General features: G+C 36.5%; 20 protein-coding genes. 16 read left to right on the top strand and 4 right to left on the bottom strand.

Annotated elements, in window-relative coordinates:
- Positions 1–115: 115 nt before the first annotated feature.
- A complete protein-coding gene (locus FDO66_RS21290; RefSeq protein WP_258535739.1) occupies positions 116–247 on the bottom strand; it encodes a hypothetical protein in 132 nt (43 codons plus the stop codon).
- An 82-nt stretch (positions 248–329) separates the two neighbouring features.
- On the opposite strand from FDO66_RS21290, the gene FDO66_RS14730 reads away from it, so the two are divergent.
- Together FDO66_RS14730 and FDO66_RS14725 are read left to right on the top strand one after the other, a co-directional pair.
- Complete coding sequence (locus FDO66_RS14730) at positions 330–704, top strand: VOC family protein (RefSeq protein ID WP_141433410.1); 375 nt, start codon at positions 330–332, stop codon at positions 702–704.
- Between the two features lie 28 nt (positions 705–732).
- Positions 733–972, top strand: coding sequence for a YqkE family protein (locus FDO66_RS14725; RefSeq protein WP_141433409.1), 240 nt, complete (start codon positions 733–735; stop codon positions 970–972).
- Positions 973–1,123: 151 nt separating this feature from the next.
- Here the strand turns inward: FDO66_RS14725 and FDO66_RS14720 are convergent, their stop codons facing one another.
- Positions 1,124–2,035 carry an aldo/keto reductase gene (locus tag FDO66_RS14720; RefSeq protein WP_141433408.1) on the bottom strand — a complete coding sequence of 304 codons (912 nt, stop codon included), beginning with the start codon at positions 2,033–2,035 and terminating at the stop codon, positions 1,124–1,126.
- 61 nt (positions 2,036–2,096) lie between these two features.
- Complete coding sequence (gene mciZ / locus FDO66_RS14715; protein WP_141433407.1) at positions 2,097–2,237, bottom strand: Z-ring formation inhibitor MciZ; 141 nt, start codon at positions 2,235–2,237, stop codon at positions 2,097–2,099.
- A 147-nt stretch (positions 2,238–2,384) separates the two neighbouring features.
- Between mciZ and FDO66_RS14710 the strand changes: the two genes are divergently transcribed.
- Positions 2,385–2,933: an NUDIX hydrolase gene (locus tag FDO66_RS14710; protein ID WP_181444588.1), complete on the top strand. Its 549-nt coding sequence runs from the start codon at positions 2,385–2,387 to the stop codon at positions 2,931–2,933.
- A gap of 72 nt (positions 2,934–3,005) precedes the next feature.
- Here FDO66_RS14710 and FDO66_RS14705 read toward each other — a convergent pair whose 3' ends face one another.
- The gene (locus tag FDO66_RS14705) at positions 3,006–3,569 is read right to left on the bottom strand and encodes a GNAT family N-acetyltransferase (protein ID WP_141433406.1); all 564 of its coding nucleotides are present in this window, start codon (positions 3,567–3,569) and stop codon (positions 3,006–3,008) included.
- Positions 3,570–3,714: 145 nt separating this feature from the next.
- Here FDO66_RS14705 and spoIIM point away from each other — a divergent pair, with 145 nt between their 5' ends.
- From spoIIM to FDO66_RS14640, 13 genes are all read left to right on the top strand, one after another.
- Positions 3,715–4,356 carry a stage II sporulation protein M gene (gene spoIIM / locus FDO66_RS14700; RefSeq protein ID WP_141433405.1) on the top strand — a complete coding sequence of 214 codons (642 nt, stop codon included), beginning with the start codon at positions 3,715–3,717 and terminating at the stop codon, positions 4,354–4,356.
- A 136-nt stretch (positions 4,357–4,492) separates the two neighbouring features.
- Positions 4,493–4,945, top strand: a complete 453-nt coding sequence (gene fur / locus FDO66_RS14695) for a ferric iron uptake transcriptional regulator (protein WP_141433404.1) — start codon at positions 4,493–4,495, stop codon at positions 4,943–4,945.
- Between the two features lie 313 nt (positions 4,946–5,258).
- Positions 5,259–5,483 carry a YqzK family protein gene (locus FDO66_RS14690; protein ID WP_141433403.1) on the top strand — a complete coding sequence of 75 codons (225 nt, stop codon included), beginning with the start codon at positions 5,259–5,261 and terminating at the stop codon, positions 5,481–5,483.
- 6 nt (positions 5,484–5,489) lie between these two features.
- Positions 5,490–6,383 carry a site-specific tyrosine recombinase XerD gene (gene xerD / locus FDO66_RS14685; protein ID WP_141433402.1) on the top strand — a complete coding sequence of 298 codons (894 nt, stop codon included), beginning with the start codon at positions 5,490–5,492 and terminating at the stop codon, positions 6,381–6,383.
- A 223-nt stretch (positions 6,384–6,606) separates the two neighbouring features.
- Positions 6,607–7,791 (top strand): phosphopentomutase, encoded by a 1,185-nt coding sequence (gene deoB, locus FDO66_RS14680; protein WP_141433401.1) that lies wholly within the window; start codon positions 6,607–6,609, stop codon positions 7,789–7,791.
- Positions 7,792–7,805: 14 nt separating this feature from the next.
- On the top strand, positions 7,806–8,630 hold the full coding sequence (locus FDO66_RS14675) for a purine-nucleoside phosphorylase (protein WP_141433400.1): 825 nt from the start codon (positions 7,806–7,808) through the stop codon (positions 8,628–8,630).
- Positions 8,631–8,659: 29 nt separating this feature from the next.
- Positions 8,660–9,964 carry a pyrimidine-nucleoside phosphorylase gene (locus FDO66_RS14670; protein ID WP_141433399.1) on the top strand — a complete coding sequence of 435 codons (1,305 nt, stop codon included), beginning with the start codon at positions 8,660–8,662 and terminating at the stop codon, positions 9,962–9,964.
- Between the two features lie 121 nt (positions 9,965–10,085).
- Positions 10,086–11,252 carry a D-alanyl-D-alanine carboxypeptidase family protein gene (locus FDO66_RS14665; RefSeq protein ID WP_141433398.1) on the top strand — a complete coding sequence of 389 codons (1,167 nt, stop codon included), beginning with the start codon at positions 10,086–10,088 and terminating at the stop codon, positions 11,250–11,252.
- A 136-nt stretch (positions 11,253–11,388) separates the two neighbouring features.
- Positions 11,389–11,739 (top strand): anti-sigma F factor antagonist, encoded by a 351-nt coding sequence (spoIIAA, locus tag FDO66_RS14660; RefSeq protein ID WP_141433397.1) that lies wholly within the window; start codon positions 11,389–11,391, stop codon positions 11,737–11,739.
- Between the two features lies 1 nt (position 11,740).
- The gene (spoIIAB, locus tag FDO66_RS14655) at positions 11,741–12,181 is read left to right on the top strand and encodes an anti-sigma F factor (RefSeq protein ID WP_141433396.1); all 441 of its coding nucleotides are present in this window, start codon (positions 11,741–11,743) and stop codon (positions 12,179–12,181) included.
- A gap of 12 nt (positions 12,182–12,193) precedes the next feature.
- Positions 12,194–12,946 carry an RNA polymerase sporulation sigma factor SigF gene (sigF, locus tag FDO66_RS14650; RefSeq protein ID WP_141433395.1) on the top strand — a complete coding sequence of 251 codons (753 nt, stop codon included), beginning with the start codon at positions 12,194–12,196 and terminating at the stop codon, positions 12,944–12,946.
- A 292-nt stretch (positions 12,947–13,238) separates the two neighbouring features.
- Positions 13,239–13,955, top strand: a complete 717-nt coding sequence (locus FDO66_RS14645; protein ID WP_141433394.1) for a DUF2271 domain-containing protein — start codon at positions 13,239–13,241, stop codon at positions 13,953–13,955.
- Positions 13,956–13,957: 2 nt separating this feature from the next.
- Positions 13,958–14,872, top strand: coding sequence for an FAD:protein FMN transferase (locus tag FDO66_RS14640; protein WP_181444587.1), 915 nt, complete (start codon positions 13,958–13,960; stop codon positions 14,870–14,872).
- Positions 14,873–14,876 lie beyond the last annotated feature (4 nt).

Genomic DNA, 14,876 nt, shown 5'->3' with positions numbered 1-14,876 from the left:
AAGGGCGATTCATCACCCACCTAAATGCTAACGCATTTTGAGGAAGGAGTCTTCTCGCATAAAAATGATAAAAAATTGGTAAAAGAGGATGCGATCTGAAGCATCCCCTCAACGATTACTGTTGTGAGTTTTGGCGTTTTGTTGGGTGAATCGCTTTGTTAAGCTCTTCAGCTGCAATCGTTTGTTTGACTGTATCTCCATTTGGTTGACCTTTTTGACTGTATCCTTTTTCACGTTTTTGACTCATATTTTTCTCCTTTCTTACACGCAATCATTTAATAACGTGTGTTTGTTTGAATAAAAATATACGCAGATAAAGGTGTGAAAGTATGAAGCAGCATGAGTGGATAGGAATTGACCATGTCCAATTAGCAGCACCTAAGGGCTGCGAAGAAATAGCGCGATCATTCTACGGTATGCTACTTGGTTTAATAGAGCTTGAAAAACCAGAGCATTTAAAAAAACGCGGCGGATGCTGGTTTCAGTGTGGCAATCAAGAAATACATATCGGAGTTGAAGTTGAATTTTCACCTGCAAAAAAAGCGCATCCAGCTTTTAGGGTGAAAAATTTAAGTGGATTAGAGGAGCGTTTAAAAGAGGGAGGGATAGAGTTAAAAGAAGATATACCGATAAATGGGAGGAGAAGATTCTTTGCTTCCGATCCTTTTGGAAATAGGGTAGAATTTTTAGAGTATGAAGGATAGAGTCTTCGTTAAATAGTGAGGGATATAGATGAAAAAAAGACAAAAAGCAGTAAAAAATGATGATAAACCAGTGACATTGGGTGATGCGTTAGGCAAAGATTTAATGCAAAAGCTAAAGGATACAAAAGCGCAGTTAAAAGCAGAAGAATTGCAAAAGCAGAAGGAAGAGGAAGAAAGAAAACGCGAAGAAAAGAGGATGAAGGAAAAAAATAAATCATTTGAAGAATTGCTAAATGAAAGTTCATTTAATTGGAAAGATTTTAAGTAAGCCTTCTAAATAAAAGAGGAGACAAACAAGTGCAATGAATTGCTTGTCTCCTTTTTTATTAACTTCTTATGATTGATAACGCCATCCGACGGATGAAGTGATGTCAGAGCGTCATGTAAACAAAACTTTTTATCTAGCTTAGTAGTAGAAATTAACGATGCTGTTCGTATTTATTTGCTATCGTCAACTGTTGAATTAATTCAATTTCTTCTTTCGTAAGAGGGGTGCTTTCGATTGCTTTTACGTTCTCCTTTAATTGTTCAACTGAGCTGGCACCAGCAATGACTGAGGATACAGCAGGATGAGCGAGATTATATTGAAGAGCAATCTCAGTAAAGCTGCGTGATAAAGCAAGTTGTTCTTTCAGTTTTGGAAGCAGCTCAGATAGTTCTTGAAAGCTGTAATCTAAATAGCCATTAGAAGAGGCTTTTTGTAATAATTTATCACTTATTAGCCCTTTTGCCAGTGGACCTCGGGTCACAACTCCTATTTTCTTGTCCTGTAATAAAGGCAGAGCTTCTTCTTCTGGACGTCGGTCTAATAAGCTATATTGCATCATCACAGACACAATCGAAGATTTATTTGCATATTCTCGAATAACATTAGGACGGATGGAAGATATGCCATAGTATCGAATAAATCCTTCTTCCTTTAACTCTTCAAATGCCTCAATGGTTTCTTCAATCGGGTCATCAATCGTTCCGCCATGCAGCTGATACAAATCAATATATTCCGTTTGCAGCCTTAGTAAGCTTTGTTTGACTGCTTCTTTTATGTACTTTTTCGATGGGTCCCAGCTCCAGCCATCCTTCTGCTGATTCCAACGATTCCCGACTTTCGATGCGATAATCACTTTTTCTCGAATAGGCTTTAAAAAAGTGCCTAGCAGTCTTTCATTTTCCCCATAATCATACAAATCAGCTGTATCAAAATAATTGATACCTTTATCCACCGCAGCCTCTAAAATAGGATAGGCTTGCTTTTCATCTGTTCCTAAAGACATGCAGCCTAAACCAAGCTCTGATACAAGTAAATCCGATTGGCCTAATTGTCTTTTTTTCAAAACAACCACCTCGCTTTTTGATTTAATTACATTTTAGCGAAGTGGCGAAGAATTTTGTAATTTAAAGCTTGTTATTTTGATTGACTGTGTTAATCCAATCCTTTAAAAATCGATGTTTTTGGCTATATACCTTCAGTTGATGACGTATTTCCCATGCTTTTCCGGCCAAAATGATTCCATTTTGATTTACATAGATTTTCATCTCTTCACTTCCTTTTGTCATCTAGTATTCCAATCTTTGTAAAACGAATACGTTAGCATTTCAATAGCAGGTGTAGCTTAGTTATGATTGGACAAATATGCTAAAATGTATGCATACGAAACGAATTTAGAACAGGAGTGTTGGAAGTTGAGTCAATTTGAAGAGAAAACCATTAAGTCGGAGAAAATATTTTCAGGTAGAATAATTCAACTGCAAGTAGATGAAGTGGAGCTGCCAAATGGCAAAACATCTACACGTGAACTTATTAAGCACCCTGGAGCTGTGGCGGTTTTAGCTGTTACAAATGATCAAAAAATTGTAATGGTAGAGCAATATCGTAAACCATTAGAAAGAACACTTATTGAAATTCCAGCAGGAAAACTAGAAGGGAATGAAGATCCTCTTGTTTGTGCAAAGAGGGAGCTGGAGGAGGAAACCGGCTATGGGTGCCATCATCTTGAATTGATTACTTCTTTTTATACTTCTCCCGGATTTGCAGACGAAATTGTTCATCTTTTTTTAGCTAAAGATCTATACAAAAAGGAAAATGCCGCTGGTCTTGATGAAGATGAATTTGTTCAATTACTAGAGATCACACTAGAAGAGGCCCTTCAATATATGAAGGAGCATAAAATTTATGATGCAAAAACAGCGTATGCTGTTCAGTACTTGCAGCTGCAAAAAGCACAGTCTTAATTACATAAATAATAGGGATCGAACATCGTTGTATTCGATCCCAATGTAAGAATACTAAATTCATAACAATGGTTACTCCCTCACTAATGAAAAAACACATGTATCCCTTAGGCTCTTCCCATCAGCACTTAAGCAGTCTTTTCTTAGAATTCCTTCGAGGGTAAACCCTAGTTTTTCCGGGATTTTCCTGCTGTTGGTGTTATCAGGATCACATCTTATCTCGATGCGGTTCGCTTGAAATGAGTCAAAAGCAAACTTTATCAGTGCTTGAACTGTTTCCGTTATGTATCCTTTTTTTTGAAAATATGAATGACACCAATACCCAATTTCAAATTTTCGAACTTCCCAATTAATTCGATGGAAACCGGTCGAACCGACTAACTTCTGATCTTTTTTACGATAAATATGAAGCCTAAAATCCTCTCGCAAAATAAACTGTGCATGTGCTTTTCGAATATTTTCCTCTGTTTCTTCTATGGTTTGCTTTGTATGTACAAATGGCAGCCATTTTTTTAAATCTTCTCTGGATACTTCAATGGCATGAAATAATTCATTTCCATCACCCGGTAAGCAAGGACGAATATACAATCTTTCTGTTTCAATTTTATCTGGAAAATCAATTAATAAATGCTTCATAGCACACCTTCTCTAAATATATTAATGCTAGTATAAGAGATTTTACTTGGGAATATCAACCATTTTAAGAGTTTATAGAAAAGTCATAGAAATAAGAGATTTGCATACACTGTAGTAATTGATTGATAAGAGGAGAGGATGAGCAATGAGAAAAAAAATATCCCAGAACGTTGTCGCAATTCATTTGCAGGAGCATTCCTCCATCTATATGTTTGTCGTTGTTCTATTTTTAATGGGTGTTATATTTGGTGCGGTTGTTGTTAATAGTTTAAACTTTACGCAAAAAGAAGATTTATATTATTATCTCTCACAGTTTTTTGGACAAATATCTAAAGGAAAAATTGCAGCTAGCAAGGATTTGTTTATGCAAAGCTTTTTTCATAATAGTAAATTTATCGGATTAATGTGGATATTAGGAATTTCAATCATTGGGCTTCCTGTCATATTAATATTATTATTTATAAAAGGGATGGTAGTAGGCTTTACAGTTGGGTTCCTTGTCAATCAAATGGGTTGGAATGGTTTTTTATTGTCCTTTGTCTCGGTTTTACCACAAAATCTGATTATTATTCCCATTTTTGTCATGTCAGCTGCTCTGTCAGTTACCTTTTCATTAAAAATGATTAAAAAGCAGTTTATGAAAAAGATGGGCGAGCCGATGCTTCCTTTATTTGGCCGATATACACTCTTTTTAGTCACTGCTGTCCTTTTTCTAATAGCAGCAGCAGGAATTGAAGCCTATCTATCTCCAATTCTCATTCAATGGGTCACAGCTACTGCAAAGTAATGGCTTTGATGATATATGTGAATAATGATTATAATTTAATAATCATTATTTATTTTTAATAATAATGATTTTAGTTTGAAACTTTCCTTCCATCTGATATAATTAGTCAGAGAGCGTCGAGGGAGTGACTTTCAGTATGGAAAGTAGAATTGAAAGAATAAAAAAGCAATTGCATTCATCCAGTTATAAATTAACACCTCAACGTGAAGCAACAGTTAGGGTGTTACTTGAAAATGAAGAAGATCATTTAAGTGCAGAGGATGTATATCTCCTAGTTAAAGAAAAGTCGCCTGAAATAGGTTTAGCAACGGTTTATCGTACGTTAGAGCTGTTGGCTGAACTGAAAATTGTAGATAAAATTAATTTTGGAGATGGCGTATCAAGGTTTGACCTCCGACAAGAGGGAGCAGCCCATTTTCATCATCATTTAGTTTGTATTGAATGTGGAGCAGTTGATGAAATTCAGGAAGATTTATTAGGTGAAGTTGAAGAAATTGTTGAACGAGATTGGAAATTTAAAATAAAGGATCATCGTTTAACCTTTCATGGGATATGCCACCGTTGTCAAGAAAAAAATGAAGAAGAATAAACGAAAAGCCCTTTCTTTTTGGTGAAAAAGAAGGGGTTTTCGTTTTCATAATTACATAACTTTTAGAGGGTTGACTAGTGTCTAGATCCGACGTACAGGATGTACTAGTGCCCATGAAGACATGCGCCGCAGCGTATTTAATCGGCCAAGCCATCGGTAAAAGTCTAGTCAAATCACTCCATAAATCAAATTTTTCTGCGTGATTCACCTTATGCTTTTCACTGATATGCAGGTGCTTCCGCTTTTAATTGGTATATTTCTTGTCCAATCTGGCATAGCTTGTAGGGATGAATGTTAAATTGGGGGAAAAGAAATGGCAAAATGGACAAAGCTTATTCTATATACAATTAAAGTTTTTATCCTTTTTACAGGATGCACGATCCTGTTTTATTATGGTATTATGTGGTTAAATGAAGAATATCAGGATTATCATAGATACGATGAACCAAAGGGAGCTGCCATTAAGGTGAGTACTGCGAATCAGGATGAAGAAGATTGGCTTCATCGATTCATATTGTTTTATCAAATTGGGGAGTAATGTACCATGAAGGATCAATTAAAGGATTTTATTCATTTCTTGCTTGTTGAAAGAGGATTGTCAAAAAACACGATGATATCCTACGAACGAGATTTAAACTATTATATAAACTACTTAATTAACGTAGAAGAAATGAAAAGTTTAAATGAGGTGCAAAGAATTCATATTATTCATTTTTTGGCCTTGTTAAAGGAACAAGGAAAATCATCGAAAACGATTGCCCGGCATATCGCTTCTATTCGGTCTTTTCATCAATTTCTACTTCGAGAGAAAGCTGTGGATCAGGATCCAACTGTCCATATCGAAACACCGAAAACAGAACGAACATTGCCCAAGGTATTAAATATGGAGGAAGTTGAAACATTATTGGATTCTCCTCAAACAAATGATCATTTCGGACTTAGAGATAAGGCTATGCTTGAGCTGCTATATGCTACAGGTATTCGTGTCAGTGAATTAATAGGTCTTAATCAAGGTGATGTTCACTTATCAATGGGTTTTGTTAGATGTATAGGAAAAGGAAATAAAGAGCGGATTATCCCCATTGGGCAGGCAGCAACAAATGCAATTGAGAACTATATAGATAAAGGAAGATTTCATTTTATTTCCAAAAAAAATATAGAAGATGCTTTATTTTTGAATCATCACGGAAAAAGATTAACAAGACAAGGCTTTTGGAAAATATTAAAACGTTTAGCAAACGAGGCTGGAATTCAAAAAGAATTAACTCCTCACACCCTTAGGCATTCTTTTGCAACACACTTATTAGAAAATGGGGCTGATTTAAGAGCTGTTCAAGAAATGCTCGGACATGCTGATATTTCAACCACTCAAATTTATACCCATGTAAGTAAAACGAGATTGAAGGATGTATATAGTAAATTTCACCCACGTGCTTAAAGAACAATTAAAGCTGCATTCAGAATTTTGCAGCTTTTTCTTGTATTACCACTATTGTTAAAAGTAAAATAAAAGACGTCAGACTTCTGACGAATAAATGATCGAAAATTTCGTTATTTTATGATAAGCTATGATCTAGAAGTAATTGAATTTAGCATCCTATAAATGAATACGATATGATAGTAATAGTTAAGAACCATGGCTATAAATTGGAGGAAATGAAATGGCTTCACATACATATAAAAGAATTTTTTTAATTGTTATGGACTCAGTTGGAATTGGGGAAGCCCCTGATGCTGCCAAATTTGGTGATGTTCATGCAGATACTTTAGGTCATATTGCCGAACGAATGAATGGACTGTATATGCCTAATATGGGGAAATTGGGATTAAGTAATATTCGAAGTATTAAAGGAATTGCCCCTGTACCTAAACCTTTAGCCCATTATACAAAAATGATAGAAGCATCCAATGGGAAGGATACAATGACTGGGCATTGGGAAATTATGGGGCTGAATATTGAGACTCCCTTTAAAGTTTTTCCTGAAGGATTTCCTGAAGAATTGCTTTCGGAATTAGAAGCGCGTACAGGCAGAAAAATCATTGGCAATAAACCTGCAAGTGGGACAGCTATTTTAGATGAGCTTGGAGAAGAACATATGAAAACAGGTGCTTTAATTGTCTACACATCTGCGGATTCAGTCCTACAAATTGCTGCACATGAAGAAATTGTCCCATTAGATGAACTTTATAATATTTGTAAAATAGCCAGGGAATTAACGCTAGATGAAAAATATATGGTTGGAAGAATTATTGCAAGACCATTCTTAGGTAATCCTGGAAGTTATAAAAGAACGGCTAATCGCCACGATTATGCATTAAAGCCTTTTGGCAGAACAGTTATGAATGAACTAAAGGATTCGGACTTTGATGTTATTGCAATTGGAAAAATTTCAGATATTTACGATGGAGAAGGAGTCACACAATCATTGCGCACTATTTCGAATATGGACGGAATGGATAAGCTTCTTCAAACATTAGAAATGGAATTTACCGGGATCAGCTTTCTAAATTTAGTCGATTTCGATGCACTTTATGGTCATAGGAGAGATCCGATAGGCTATGGAAAAGCATTGGAAGAATACGACGAACGACTTGGAGAGGTTTTACCAAAATTAAGAGACGATGATTTGCTGATTATTACTGCAGATCATGGGAATGATCCGATTCATCCTGGAACGGATCATACTCGAGAATATGTACCATTACTCGTGTATTCAAAGCAATGCGAAGATGGAAAAGAATTGGAGATTCGCGAAACCTTCGCTGATATCGGTGCAACCATTGCAGATAACTTTAAGGTAAGTATGCCAAAATACGGAAAAAGTTTTTTAAACGATTTGAAATAGGGGGAATAAATGAAATGAACTTTGAGAAAATTCAACAAGCTGCAAGCTTTTTAAAAGAAAAATATACATCTGAACCTGTAATTGGACTGATTTTAGGCTCAGGCTTAGGAATATTAGCGGATGAGATAGAAGAGGCTGTTAAGATCCCATATCATGAAATACCTGATTTTCCAGTATCAACTGTAGAAGGTCATGCAGGACAGCTTGTGTTTGGGAAATTAAGTGGAATGAATGTGGTAGCCATGCAAGGACGCTTTCACTTTTACGAAGGTTATACTCTCGAAAAAGTAACTTTTCCTGTTCGTGTTATGAAAGAATTAGGGGTTAATACATTGATTGTTACGAACGCAGCTGGAGGAGTTAACGAAAGCTTTAAGCCAGGCGACTTAATGATTATCTCTGACCATATCAACAATATGGGAACAAGTCCACTGATTGGCCCCAATGATTCAAGATTTGGTGTCCGGTTTCCCGACTTGTCAGAAGCCTATTCGAAAGAGCTTAGAATGTTAGCAAAGGAAGTAGCAAATACGCTCGCGATCAAGGTTCAGGAAGGGGTATATGTAGGAAATACAGGACCTGCCTACGAAACACCAGCTGAAATTCGTATGCTTCGTGTGGTTGGAGCCGACGCTGTAGGGATGTCTACTGTACCTGAGGTTATTGTAGCAAGACACTCAGGGATAGAAGTGCTAGGCATTTCATGTATTTCGAATATGGCTGCAGGTATATTAGATCAGCCGTTAAACCATGAAGAGGTTATTGAAACAACTGAAAAAATTAAAGCTAGTTTTCTTTCCTATGTAAAAGAATTAGTTTCTGAAATTGGAAATAGATAGTACTTAATTCGCGGATAGAGGTGAAGGGAATGAGAATGGTTGATCTAATTGAAAAGAAAAGAAATGGAAAAGAGCTAACAGAAGAAGAAATCCATTTTATCATTAAAGGTTATACTGAAGATTCTATTCCAGACTATCAGATAAGCGCCTTAACGATGGCGATTTATTTTCAAGGGATGACAGAAAAAGAAATAGCTTATTTGACAAATGCAATGGTAGAGTCCGGCGATCAAATTGATCTATCTGAAATTGATGGAATAAAAGTAGATAAGCATTCAACTGGAGGAGTTGGCGATACAACCACTTTAGTATTGGGCCCGCTTGTCGCCGCAGTCGGTGTATCTGTGGCCAAAATGTCAGGGAGAGGACTTGGCCATACAGGAGGAACGATTGATAAGCTTGAGTCCGTTGCCGGCTTCCATATAGAAATTGATAAAGATGAATTTATTGACCTTGTCAATAAAAATAAGATTGCGATCATTGGACAAAGCGGAAATTTAACACCAGCAGATAAAAAGCTCTACGCATTAAGAGATGTAACAGCTACTGTCAATAGCATCCCGCTTATTGCAAGTTCTATCATGAGTAAAAAAATTGCCGCAGGTGCTGATGCGATTGTGCTAGATGTCAAAACGGGCGCTGGGGCATTAATGAAAACTTTTGAGGAATCTAAAGAGCTTGCAAAAACGATGGTAACAATTGGGCATAATTTAGGAAGAAAGACGATGGCTGTTTTATCCGATATGGGCCAGCCGCTCGGTTATGCTATTGGAAATGCGTTAGAAGTAAAGGAAGCGATTGATACGCTTAAAGGGGAGGGACCAGAAGATTTAGTGGAGCTTTGTCTAACACTTGGAAGTCAAATGGTTGTTCTTGCAGAAAAAGCTTCTAGTCTTGAAGAAGCGAGAGAAAAGCTTGAAAAAGCCATTCAAAGTGGAGCTGCTTTACAAAAATTAAAGCTCTTTTTAAGTGCTCAAGGCGGAGATGGGTCTGTTGTTGATGACTCTGACAAGCTCCCGCAAGCGAAATACGTATTTGAGCTTGAGGCAAAGGAAGATGGCTACGTTTCGAAAATGGTGGCAGATCAAATAGGAACAGCTGCGATGATGCTTGGTGCTGGAAGAGCAACGAAGGACTCGCAAATTGATTTAGCTGTTGGGCTTATGCTAAGAAAGAAAATAGGCGATAAAGTAAAAACAGGCGAATCGCTTCTCTCCATATACAGCAACAATGAACGAATCGAAGATGTTAAGCAAATGCTGTACGAAAATATTGAAATTTCAGCTGAGAAGATTGATCCTCCAGCCCTAATTCATGAGATTATCATGATATAAATGAACATAAAGCATTAAGGCTATTTTAGTCTTAGTGCTTTTTTATTTTATCAAAAAAGAATTTGTATAAATTTGGTCTATATGGAAAAAATGTATTTTATAAAGAATGGAGGAGTATGGAATGAAAAGATCGTTATCTCTATTAATCACATTCGTATTCATCACCGCCTATGTTCCATCAGCTTTTGCAAAAGAAGAAAAATCAGAATTAGTACAGGACGTGAAATCAGCTGTTTTAATTGAGAGAGATACTGGAACTGTCTTATATGAAAAAAACAGTCATGAGGAGCTTCCTCCTGCGAGCATGACGAAAATTATGACTATGCTTTTAATTATGGAAGCATTGGATAAAGGAAAACTTAAGCTTGATGAAAAGGTTCGAACAAGTGAATATGCTGCTTCAATGGGAGGCTCGCAAATATTTTTAGAGCCGGGGGAAGAAATGACTACGGATCAGCTTCTAAAAGGGATCGCAATTGGTTCTGGAAATGATGCTTCCGTTGCATTGGCAGAAAGAATCGCAGGATCAGAGGATGCTTTTGTTGAAAAAATGAATGAAAAAGCTAAGGAACTCGGTTTGAAAAATACAAAGTTTCATAATACAACAGGATTGCCTTCTGCAGATCATTATAGTACAGCTTATGATATGGCGATTATGGCAAAAGAACTTTTAAAATATGAAGATATAACAAAATATACAGGGAAGTACGAAGATTACCTCCGTGAAAATACGGAAAAAAAGTTTTGGCTTGTTAATACAAATCGTCTTGTTCGCTTTTATCCAGGAGTAGATGGACTAAAAACGGGTTTTACGAATGAAGCAAAATATTGCTTAACGGCAACAGCTGAAAAAAATGGAATGCGTGTTATTGCAGTTGTATTTGGCGCCCCAACCTCTAAGGAAAGAAATGCACAAGTTACGAAAATGCTTGACTTTGCTTTTAGTCAATATGAAACTCATCCAATGTATAAAAGAAATGAGCTTTTAGGAAAGGCAAATGTCAGTAAGGGAAAGGAAAAACAAGTAGGAGCATTAACGAGTGAATCCATTTCATTACTAACAAAAAAAGGTGAAACAGTAGATGATGTCAAGCAAAAAATTAGTCTAGATAATAAGATAAAAGCACCAATTAAAAAAGGGGATCCAATTGGAACGATCAAGCTTATCAAAAATGGAAAGACTGTAGCGAAAAGTCCGATTATTGCGAAAGACGATGTGAAAGAGGCTAATTGGTGGGTGTTATATAAACGATCAATGGGAATATTTACAAAGGGTGAGCAAGGCTAAAAAAGATAGGACGTTGTCGAACCTTATGTTAAACGTATTTAATTTAGCGAATGATCACTAGTTTTGTCCTTAAGGAAGGAAATGAGAACAAACGTATAGAATTGACTCACTAAACGAAATAAGGAGGCAATAGCTAGTGAGTCTAAATATAGAATTGGAAGTAAAGCATGAAGTGCTTTGTATTCGATTATCAGGAGAATTAGATCATCATTCATCTGACGAGCTTCGAGAGAAGGCTATTTATGCGATTGAGAAAAATAATATTCGCCATATTGTCTTAAATCTAGAACAGCTTTCATTTATGGACAGCTCTGGACTTGGGGTAATTTTAGGACGATATAAACAGATAAAGCAATTACATGGAGAAATGGTTGTATGTGCAATTTCCCCAGCAATTCAAAGACTATTTGATCTCTCAGGACTTTTTAAAATTATTCGTCTTGAACCATCAGAAGAGTTTGCATTGCAAAGATTGGGGGTTGCATAATATGAAAAATCAAATGAAGCTTGAATTCAGTGCATTAAGTCAAAATGAATCGTTTGCACGGGTGACGGTAGCCGCTTTTATTGCACAGCTCGATCCAACAATGGATGTTTTAACAGAGATTAAAACAGTTGTTTCAGAAGCAGTGACAAATTCAATTATCCATGGATATGAAAGTGAGCCAAACGGAATGGTTTTTATAACGGTAGTGATCGAAGATGAGTATATTGAAATTTCGATTAAGGATCATGGAAAGGGTATAGCAAACGTAGATGAAGCTAGGCAGCCATTATTTACAACAAAGCCTGAATTAGAGCGTTCAGGGATGGGATTTACTATAATGGAAAATTTCATGGATGAAATTGATGTAAGATCAGAGCTGGGAAAAGGGACAGAGGTTCGTCTACGTAAAAACCTATCAAAAAGCAAATTGATTTTCAATTAAGGAGTCATGCAAATGGATGTGGAGGTTAAAGCGGATAAATCCTTTTTAAAAGACCATGAAGTCAAGGAGCTAATTGAGAAAAGTCAAGCTGGAGATCAAGAGTCAAGGGACTTAATTGTTCAAAAAAATATGCGTCTCGTATGGTCAGTTGTGCAGCGGTTTTTAAATCGTGGATACGAGCCAGATGATTTATTTCAAATCGGTTGTATTGGATTATTAAAATCTGTTGATAAATTTGATCTAAGCTATGATGTAAAATTTTCGACTTATGCTGTTCCGATGATTATTGGCGAAATTCAACGCTTTATACGTGATGACGGAACTGTAAAAGTCAGTCGTTCTCTCAAGGAAATGGGCAATAAAATTAGAAGAGCAAAGGATGAATTATCAAAAACTTTAGGGAAGATGCCCACGATTGGTGAGCTATCTGAACACTTAAGCATCCCAGCTGAAGATATTATCCTTGCTCAGGAGGCTAGTCGAGCACCGTCATCTATTCACGAAACCGTCTATGAAAACGATGGAGATCCTATTACATTGTTAGATCAAATCGATGATGGGAATGAAGGAAAATGGTTTGATAAAATTGCTCTAAAGGAAGCGATTAACGAATTAGATGAAAGGGAAAGAATCATCGTTTATCTTCGTTATTATAAAGATCAAACACAATCAGAAGTAGCAGAAAGGCTTGGGATTTCTCAGGTACAGGTATCAAGGCTTGAAAAAAAAATACTTCAACAAATGAAAGACCGCATGGATATGTGAAAACATCCATGTGGTTTTTTGTATTGAACTGTTTATATGTAGGCTGTTGTCTGGCTAAATTGTACAGAGTTTCTCCGATACGATGGTTATTTAAATTGTGGCTATTTCGGTAAAAGTAAACATAATTTGACAAGCTTATACAAATTGGAAGTATAATAAAATTAACGATTCAAAACGTACCCACCTTTTTATATTGAAATAGATGGGGTTTCTCAATTTTTTCCTTCATAACTTGCTAGTAAATTATAGATTGCTGACTTCTTGAAAATGATTCATGGAGGCATCTCAAATAATGAAAAAAGTGTTAATACCTGTTGTAGGTACGCTCGGAGCAAGCGTGATTGTTATATCTGGCATATCGAATTTTATAGAGACAGACCAACAACCTTCTGCATTAGTACATCAAGTTCCTTCCACTACAAAAAAAGTAAAAATGAAAAGTGATTCCCCAGTTCACACAGAACAAGAAAATACCCTTGGATTAGTAAGCATTAACTATAACTTGCATCATCTTTCAAGACTAGCGAGCAACCAAATTGCGATTTGGATTGAAGACGAACAAGGAAACTATGTAAAGTCATTGTTTGCTACAAGCTTTACAGCAAATGGAGGATACGAAAAGCGACCTGAAAGCTTGCCAGAGTGGAGGAAAGCCGCCAATTGGGAAAAAGCTCCCAAAGAGTTAGTAAATAAAGTCAGCCATCCTCAACAAGAAGCTGGTGACCATACCGTTTATTGGGATTGTACAGATGATTCAGGAAGCTCAGTTCCAAATGGAATCTATGTTTTTAAAATTGAAGGTAATATTGAATGGGAAAATCGAGTAATCTATTCAGGAAAAATTAATATTGGGGATGAAAAATCCAAATCTAGCGCTAGCGCTGCCTATATTCCTGCGAGTGCGAAAGAAAAGGGAACTTTAGTTGAACATGTATCTGCTGATTTTCTCCCTGGAGAAACGATGGTTGCTTCAAAAGAGGAAGTGACCACGCAATCAAGGGGGTCATGATAGTGAAACGGTTTTATAGTAAAGCGATGAATACGGATATCTTAACAGTTGGTCTTTCACCTGTTCAAGCAGCTGAGGTGTTCCAGTGGTTTGAGTTGATTGAAAAACAATTTTCACGTTTTTTACCGAGCAGTGAATTAAGCAGAGTGAATGGTAACGCAGGGAAAGAAACGCTAGTATCAGAGCGGTTCATCCAAATTTTTTATCAAGCACTTCTGTATTACGAACAAACGGAAGGGATTTTTACTCCCTTTTTAGGAGCTCATATGAATCGTTTAGGCTATGACAAGACGTTTGAGAACATTCATGATTCTATTATTCAAAGAGAACATCCAAAAACTTTCAGTCATCACGATGAAAAGATTTTTGTAAACATTAAAGAAAGAATGGTAAAAACAAATTCGAAAAATTTATTGGATTTCGGTGGAATTGCAAAAGGCTGGTCTGTTCAGCAGATTGCATTGAAGATGATAAATAAATTACCAGCAGGATTGATTGATGCTGGTGGAGATATCTTTGCTTGGAATAATGAAGATACGAAAAAACCTTGGATAATAGGGATCGCTCATCCTTATTCTGATACGCAATCAATCGCAAAGCTAACCTTGAAGAGTCAAGCTGGAGTTGCTACCAGTACGATCTCAAAGCGCTATTGGAAGCATCAGCAAATGCTGTTTCACCACATTATTGATCCTCGTACAGCTCTTCCTGCACAATCAGATTGCATTCAAGCAACCGTAATAGGAAATGAACTGCTGCCAGCTGAAGTGTATGCGAAGTGCCTTCTTATTCTAGGAAGTCAAAAAGGTCCAGCTTGGTTAAAAAATCGACAACCTGATTTAGCTTATATTTTAGTAGATAAAAAAGGACGGCAAATCGCTTCTTCTAATTTAAATCGTTACTGTCATGAAGTTTAATTAG

It is taken from the genome of Bacillus sp. 03113 (assembly GCF_006546985.1).
Taxonomy (GTDB): domain Bacteria; phylum Bacillota; class Bacilli; order Bacillales; family Cytobacillaceae; genus VATK01.
The sequence above is the reverse complement of the archived record's forward strand: the minus strand, read 5'-3'. Positions and strand labels throughout refer to the sequence as shown.